General features: G+C 41.7%; 10 protein-coding genes. 3 read left to right on the forward strand and 7 right to left on the reverse strand.

All coding sequences use genetic code 11. The features are described from left to right. On the reverse strand, positions 1–867 hold an 867-nt coding region (locus PHP90_RS13135; protein ID WP_299930838.1), incomplete at its 3' end, for a hypothetical protein. Between the two features lie 83 nt (positions 868–950). Beyond that, complete coding sequence (locus PHP90_RS13140) at positions 951–1,766, reverse strand: ferritin-like domain-containing protein (RefSeq protein WP_299930840.1); 816 nt, start codon at positions 1,764–1,766, stop codon at positions 951–953. A 42-nt stretch (positions 1,767–1,808) separates the two neighbouring features. Between PHP90_RS13140 and PHP90_RS13145 the strand changes: the two genes are divergently transcribed. Continuing rightward, positions 1,809–2,402: an MBL fold metallo-hydrolase gene (locus PHP90_RS13145; protein ID WP_299930842.1), complete on the forward strand. Its 594-nt coding sequence runs from the start codon at positions 1,809–1,811 to the stop codon at positions 2,400–2,402. A 2-nt stretch (positions 2,403–2,404) separates the two neighbouring features. Here the strand turns inward: PHP90_RS13145 and PHP90_RS13150 are convergent, their stop codons facing one another. After that, complete coding sequence (locus PHP90_RS13150; protein WP_299930844.1) at positions 2,405–2,875, reverse strand: hotdog domain-containing protein; 471 nt, start codon at positions 2,873–2,875, stop codon at positions 2,405–2,407. Positions 2,876–2,877: 2 nt separating this feature from the next. Next, entirely contained in the window at positions 2,878–3,771 is an 894-nt protein-coding gene (gene cmoB, locus PHP90_RS13155) for a tRNA 5-methoxyuridine(34)/uridine 5-oxyacetic acid(34) synthase CmoB (protein WP_299930846.1), read from the reverse strand. A gap of 55 nt (positions 3,772–3,826) precedes the next feature. Between cmoB and PHP90_RS13160 the strand changes: the two genes are divergently transcribed. Together PHP90_RS13160 and PHP90_RS13165 are read left to right on the forward strand one after the other, a co-directional pair. Next, complete coding sequence (locus tag PHP90_RS13160; protein ID WP_299930848.1) at positions 3,827–4,711, forward strand: cation diffusion facilitator family transporter; 885 nt, start codon at positions 3,827–3,829, stop codon at positions 4,709–4,711. Positions 4,712–4,776: 65 nt separating this feature from the next. Continuing rightward, positions 4,777–5,328: a DUF3365 domain-containing protein gene (locus tag PHP90_RS13165; RefSeq protein ID WP_299930850.1), complete on the forward strand. Its 552-nt coding sequence runs from the start codon at positions 4,777–4,779 to the stop codon at positions 5,326–5,328. On the opposite strand, the gene PHP90_RS13170 is transcribed toward PHP90_RS13165, so the two are convergent. The 3 genes from PHP90_RS13170 to PHP90_RS13180 all read right to left on the reverse strand — a co-directional run. After that, on the reverse strand, positions 5,325–5,774 hold the full coding sequence (locus tag PHP90_RS13170; RefSeq protein ID WP_299930851.1) for a CZB domain-containing protein: 450 nt from the start codon (positions 5,772–5,774) through the stop codon (positions 5,325–5,327). The two genes, PHP90_RS13165 and PHP90_RS13170, sit on opposite strands and share 4 nt — an antisense overlap. Positions 5,775–5,874: 100 nt before the next feature. Next, positions 5,875–7,443 carry a ribonuclease Y gene (gene rny / locus PHP90_RS13175; protein WP_299930852.1) on the reverse strand — a complete coding sequence of 523 codons (1,569 nt, stop codon included), beginning with the start codon at positions 7,441–7,443 and terminating at the stop codon, positions 5,875–5,877. Next, positions 7,349–7,683 (reverse strand): 5-formyltetrahydrofolate cyclo-ligase (locus PHP90_RS13180; protein ID WP_299930853.1); only part of this gene is annotated, 335 nt, incomplete at its 5' end. The genes PHP90_RS13180 and rny, both read right to left, overlap by 95 nt.

Here is a 7,683-nt window from a genome sequence, read left to right on the forward strand (position 1 = left end):
AAAGGGTGTAGTGGTACAGTCATAACTTGGATCTATCGAAACGTATTTTGATAATTGATCAAAATAGATACTGCCTGAAACATAATCCATACTGTTTTGAGTGTTCGCTAGTTCTTTAAAATCTGCAGTAAACTCTTTCAAACCGTATTTTTTATCATTCTCAACTACTACAGTATTAGTATTTGTTCTAGCACTCCATAAGCCATTATTCACCGTAAGATTAGCTATATTAAAAGTTGAATCTTTTAATGTTGTTGATGTTCCTCCAGTGAAATTCGTAGTTAAATCCGTAATAAAACTCATATTCATGTATTCACAGCCTAATAATTCATGCGAATTTGCATCTGATGTACACTTTGATGAAGATTTAACTGTTCCGTTTGTGGTCGTGACGCCATCATTGCATTGGTTACTGGTAATCGTAACGGTACCTGTAGAAACATAGGTTTGCTCATTATAAGTCATATTATAAGTTAATGTTTCCGTCCCGCCACCTTGGCAATTTGTTGTTTCACTATTACTAGCAGTTGCATTTAGAGCGATAGGTTCATTGAATTTAATTTTTTTTAATTGCTTCATTGCAATCTCAAATTGGTTATTAGTATAAGAGGTGTTAACATCGCTAGAAACTGCTAAAAGGGTAGTTGTGTTTGGAACACTAACACTTGAAACACCACCAACGAGAGCATCAGCTGTCTGCTGTGCATTATCATCTGTAGCCATTGCGGATACGGAACTTGAGGGAAATATAGCATCTGATGTTGAAGCTGAACTGCCTCCACCTCCTCCGCCACATCCGGTTATGAATGTTGCCAGAGCAACCGATAGTAAAATACCCTTTTGCTTAGAGAAGAAAGTAATCATCATTAGACCTTGTTTAAAATAAACAGAAATTATATCGTTTTATTTTTTATTATGAAGATTCCTTATTGTAACCTATATAAAAAATACTATTTACACTTTATAAACGCAATTTTTTCCAGTTCCTCTTTGTCAAATCCGGCTTGGCGTCTTGCCTCGCAGTTGATATCAACTCTTCGCGGAAAGCTGTTGGGATAATGCTTTTCAATGATTTCAAAATACGTATTGCTGTTTTTCCCTTCCGACTCACACGCATAAAGGAACCATTTGTCCCCTTTTCGAACATGATCGATCTCTTCATCTAAAATAATATGAAGAGCACTTATAATCTTTTGGACCATCGGATCGGAACTGTGAGGAGCGAGTTTTTGCAATATCAACGGTGTGGCATCCAGACCGTTTGCCTCAAGATAACGGGGAACTACCGCCATGCGCTCAACCAAATCCAATGTCCGCATGGATGCCTCAAACAGTGCATCATGCACCGGATATTCTCCGTAATAACTACCAAGTTCCAGCAGCAGAGCGTCAATCATCTCAAAATGACGTACTTCATCATCGGCGACCGATAGCCAGTCGCGCTCGAATTCCTCACCCAATCCGCGAAAACGATACACCGCATCCAGCGCCAAATCGATCGCACTGTATTCGATATGGGCGATCGCATGTGTCAGTAATATTTGCCCTTGCTGTGAACCGAGTTTATTACGTCTCGGAACTTCTTTAGGATCGATGACTGTACAAAAATCACGGTAAGAGGGAGAAGTGAAAACCACCGGATGATTGTCAGCTACGCGTGTAATCTCACCGTTTTTATATGCCGTGTAAAAATCTCTAAAAGCAGCTATTTTTTCCTGCGGCGCCGAAGTTGTTAAAATTGATTCAAGTGCTGTGTAAAGTTCCATGATGTTAATTATGCTAAAATCTTGCTAAAAAAAGAGCCTATTATGGAAATCCTCAAACGCCCGATGGGTGACTATCAAACAAACTGCTATATTGTAAAAATCGACGGGAAAGATATCATCATCGATCCGGGGATGGGAGCGACCGAATGGGTTATGGCGAATGTCACAAACCCGGTGGCGATTCTCAATACCCACGGTCATTTCGACCATGTGTGGAGCAACAGTGAACTGCAAAAAAAATTAAACATCCCTCTCTATACCCCAAAGGGGGACATAATGTTATTGCAAAACAGTACATGGATGCCGGGATTGCCCCCATCGACTCCGGATATCGAAGTCGACGGAGATCAAACTTTTGTGATTGAAGGGATTGAAGTAAAGTTTCACCATTTCCCGGGCCATTGTCCGGGATGTTCGATGATTGAGATCGAAGATGCAATATTTAGCGGGGATTTTTTATTTGAAGGGTCCATCGGACGATGGGATTTCCCTTATTCGGACGGTGAGGCGATGCGCCAAAGCTTGAAAAAATTTGCGACATGGACGATTGATAAGCCGCTCTATCCCGGACATGGCAATCCTACCTCCGTTCGAGCAGAACAGAGGAATGTTGACTACTGGCTTAGAGTCGTTTAACGTTAACCTTCAACGTTTTTCATCAGATCGAGACGCAGTACATGACGCTCGGTCACGACGGTTTTAAACTCTCCCTCAAATACTTTGATATCATGGACAAATCCGCGTACTGTGACGTTGCGTTTTCGTCCTTCTTTCTGGTGTTCCGTCGCTTCAAATGTGACGGTATCTCCGACTCTGACCGGCGCTAAAAATAGACAATTGCACGCGGCTAAAACGACATTGGGCTCATTGACCGCTGCCATTGCGGCAAAATCTGCCGCACTGAAGATAAATCCTCCATGTACCAGTCCCACTTCATCGGCACGCATCACTTCACTCGTCTCTAACGCTACTTTAGCAAACCCTTTTTCCAATCGCATAATCTCACCGCTGTAAGAGGTATTGATTCTCTCATGAGTGTTAAGCGACGTTTGCTGATGGACAGGTTGAACTGTCTCTTCTTCCAACTCTTCTGATCGATTTTTTGCCAAAATTACCCTTTCTTGATCCGTATGTATCCACGCTTCGGTGCCGGATATCCTTCAACTGTTTTGGTACTATCGGCAGGATCGAGAAAATCTTCAAGGCTTTGCGATTCAATCCAATCCGTTTTACGTTGTTCATCCGCCGTTGTGAGGACAGTTCCCAATATCTCAAAAGAGGTGAAACCTGCACGAATACACCAATTCTCCAGCGCTTTGAGCGTTGGGACAAAATAAACGTTGGTGATCTTCGAATAACTCTCGCTTGGACAAAGAGCAACCGGTTCGTCTCCGTCGATAATAAAAGTATCTAGATACACCTCTCCCCCCTCTTCCAGTCCTTGACGAAGTGTTTTGAGCATAGCAATCGGATCGCTGCGATGGTACAAAACTCCCAGACAAAAAATGACATCGAATTTCTCTTCATAAAACGGGAGATGTTCTACCCCTAACAATTCATAGACGATATCACTTTTTACAAAATGATTGATCAAGTCAAATTGGGATTTAAAGAGAGCAGAAGGGTCAAAACCGACGACTTTAGCCGGTATATCTTCGAGAAAACGGAACATATAATATCCGTTATTACATCCGATATCGGCCACTTTTTTACCACTGAGATTAAAATGGGGACGGAGGAAATTGTATTTTAGATCACTGCGCCATTCCGTATCGATAAAAAGCCCGAACAGATCAAACGGCCCTTTTCGCCACGGCATCATTAAACGTGCGATTCGTTCGAGTTCAGGAAGATCAACCGTTTCATCGGTTTTAATGCTTACCGTGTTCCCAAAATCAACCGTTACACTGATATCAGGCAGCTGATTCAAGGCATCCCGCAATGGAGCAATATTTTTCCATGTCATCCATTTTGAACGTTCCTGCCGAACCGCATCTAAATCCATCTTGACTCCTTGCAATAATCTCGAAATTTTATCTATATTAGGCTAAAATGGTGCCATGCGTATAGAAAAAAAAGCCACCCTTGTCTCCACAACCATTGCCTTTTTATTGGTAGCATTTAAACTGACTGTAGGAATTATCAGCGGTTCTGTTGCCGTCTTAGCTTCGGCGATCGATTCATTACTGGATACGGTCGTTTCACTCTTTAACTATTTTGCATTGCACAACTCCGATAAAGAACCCGATGAAAATTTCAACTTCGGTCGTCGTAAACTCGAACCCCTTGCTGCAGTAATCGAAGGGACGATAATCAGTCTCTCGGCACTTTTCATTTTGTATACCGCTGTATCTAAAATGGTTCAGGGAAGTGAGATAGATCATCTGGATATCTCTATCGGTGTGATGATAGCTTCACTGATCATTACGGCCGGTCTCGTCTTTTTTCTCAATTCGGTGGCTAAAAAAACGGGAAATATGGTCATACAGGCCGATGCACTCCACTACAAAACCGATTTACTCAGTAACGGAGCGGTTTTACTCTCTTTGGTCGTAATCTCTTTTACCGAATACACCTTTATAGATCCGCTTTTAGGGATCGGTATCAGTATCTATATGATTTACTCCGCTTTTCCACTCATAAAAGAAGGGGTTTTGATGCTTCTGGATGCGGCATTGGATCCTCAGAGTGTTGCCAAAATCAATAAAGTATTAAATTCCCAATTTGATATCAGCAGTCACCATGATCTCAGAACACGTCAATCCGGGTCAGAAATTTATATTAGCGTCCATATCGTTTTCAGCATCAGTACATCACTCTATGATGCCCATATGGTAGGAGATCGTATCGAACTGGCTTTTAAAAATCTCTTTCCGGAGAATACCGTATACTCACTTATCCACCTCGATCCATATGACGATTCTGAAGAGGCACATTTAGATTAAAAGCTAATCAAAACAATCAAATATAATTTGATAAAATTATGCTAACTATAATCCAAGGATATAAAATGAAACGCTTAGCCGTATTTTCACTCTTTTTTATCGCATCGCTTCTCATCGCCGAACCTTTGACCCAGGAACAAATGATTCAAAAAGGGACGGAAGTATCAACTACGCTGGTTCAAAAGCTCGGAAACGAGCTTAAAACACAGATGCAAACGGGCGGTCCTATCGCTGCACTTCACTTTTGCTCCCAAAATGCTCTGAGTTTAACCGATCAAGTCGCCAAAGAATCAGGCACAGCCATTAAACGTGTCAGTATCCAAAACCGTAATCCGGTCAATGCAGCAACGTTCGAAGAAAAAGCCATTTTGAATCAATGGCAGGCTATGCTCAAGAACAGCGAAACCCTTCCAGCTTATCAACTCACTAAACTTTCAAATGGTCATACGGTATATTACAAGCCGATTGTTATCAACAAAGATGCGTGTTTGAAATGCCACGGTGATATTGCAGGAGATTCGCCTTTAGCTAAAGCGATAAAAGAGACGTATCCGGAAGATCAAGCAACCGGATACAAGATGGGAGATTTAAGAGGGATGATCGTCGTCGCTTTTTAAACAAAACTGCCTTCTTGGAGAGCGAACAGTCTTCTCTCCAAACGCTCGATTGTTGCAATTAACTTCTCTGAAATTATTTTCAACTGGTTGTAATAGTCTAAAGCTATATCATGATTAAATGAAGATACTTTTTTACGGGTACCGAAAATTTTTGAGAAAAAAGATCGATCTTCATCTCCGAAATAAATCTTAAAAATCTTCATATAGGTATCATGCAATTCAAAATGAAGAGTCTCAATCTCTTTTAGACAATCCATACTCGGCATCATATTGAGTCTTTGTCCTTCGCCATAGAACCATTGACCGAATTTACAATCCGTACAACTCACCGGAACCTGCTCTTTTTCGACAGGAAGTCCTTCAATCAAAGCATGTGCCCGATGAACCCATGTAATATGTGCTTTTTTTGCATTTCGTAAATGCGTTAGAGTCTCTTCTTTATTCACGGTTGTTCTCCATTGAATTTTTCATTTAATTAAACTATCATAGCGTATTAATATCACAACATTATAACATTTGTTGATAAAATAGTTATTTAATACGTGATCATCGTGCATACTCGACAACACGACTTTCACGGATAACACTGACTTTAATTTCACCTGGGAATTGTACTTTTTGAGAAATTTCATCAGCGATTTCACGAGCAATCAAAGCAGTTTCGTCATCATTGATGCTTTGTGCACTGACAATAACCCGTACTTCGCGTCCTGCATTAATCGCGTACGCCTGTTTCACTCCCGCTTTTTGGGTAGCAATCTCTTCGATTTCGCTGACTCGGCGTAAAAAGCTTTCCAACACTTCGCGCCGTGCTCCCGGACGGGCAGCCGAGAGGGTATCGGCTGCACATACCGCCGCGCACTCGATACTTTTAATATCCTCATGCCCGTGATGCGCATAAATCGCATTGATGACAACCGGATCTTCATTATACCGACGGCAAAGCTCCACTCCAATATCAACATGGCTTCCGCCATGTTCCTGAGTTAATGTCTTACCGATATCATGCAATAATCCGGCTCGACGTGCAAGTTTGACGTCACCCCCCATCTCTGAGGCCATGATCCCTGCCAAATGGGCCACTTCAAGCGTATGTGCGAGGGCATTTTGTCCGTAACTGGATCGGTATTTGAGTCTTCCGATCAGTTTTATCAACTCCGGATGAATCCCTTGAAGACCCATCTCATGGATAATATCTTCCCCTTCACGCTGCATTGCTTCTTCGAATTCATCGCATACTTTTTGATATACCTCTTCAATACGCGCCGGCTGAATACGCCCGTCTTGTACCAACAACTCGATCGTTTTCGTAGCAATTGCACGACGATAGAGGTTAAATGAACTCACAATAATGGCATTTGGAGTCTCATCAATGATAATATCCACACCGCTGACCATTTCGAGGGCTTTAATATTACGTCCCTCTTTGCCGATAATGCGCCCTTTCAGCTCATCATCATCCAAATGGATAACACTGATAAGGCGCTCCGCCGCGTACTCTCCGGCAAACCGTGACGTTGCTTGCGCTAATATATAATTTGCTTTGCGCTTAAGCTGTTCTTTGGATTCCTCTTCCAACTCACGTGTTTTTCGTGCCAATTCAAGACGTGATTCCTCACGTACCTGTTCCAATAAAATTGTTTTTGCTTCATGCACCGAAAGATGCGCACGCTGCTCAACAATCACCTTCATTTGTTCGCTTTTTTGGTGGTAGTCTTCTTTTAATTTCTCTAAAGCACGTTCATTTCGTTCTATATTCAGACGTCTGTTTTCGATCAAAGCCCGTTCTGATGTGAGCTTTTCTTCTTCGGAACGTCGAAGAAACTCAAATTCTCGTTCATTATGGTGAATCTTTTCTTCTCGATCCGATAAATCTTTTTTGACTTGTTCATACGTTTCGTCGTACCGTTTTTGTGCTTCTTTTTCGATTTCGCGTGATCGGATCGATGCACGTTCTAAAATCATTTGCGCTTCATTTTCAATCGCTTTGGATTTGGCACGTGCTTGTTCCAAATAGAGATCAAAATGGGTTGCGGTAATCTTTTTTGAAATTAAAAATCCGACTAGCCCGCTTACAGCGGCTATGCCGCTTCCTACGAGTAGTTCGTTCAACATTGGTATTCCTCATGCTTTGCACCCCATGGGGAGTAATTACCAGATCTCCTTGCACATCATAATCATCACATACTTTTTGCATCGTTCGACACGAACATGATTGAATAAAAATCGTAAACGGTTTGGTTTTAAGGGTCGGAAAAAATCGATCATACATCCCTTTACCGAAACCTACTCGGCGAAGTGACCCGTCTACTCCCACTACAGGAACAATAGCTACATCTATTAAATTATATTTTC

The sequence above is a fragment of the Sulfuricurvum sp. genome (assembly GCF_028712165.1).
Taxonomy (GTDB): domain Bacteria; phylum Campylobacterota; class Campylobacteria; order Campylobacterales; family Sulfurimonadaceae; genus Sulfuricurvum.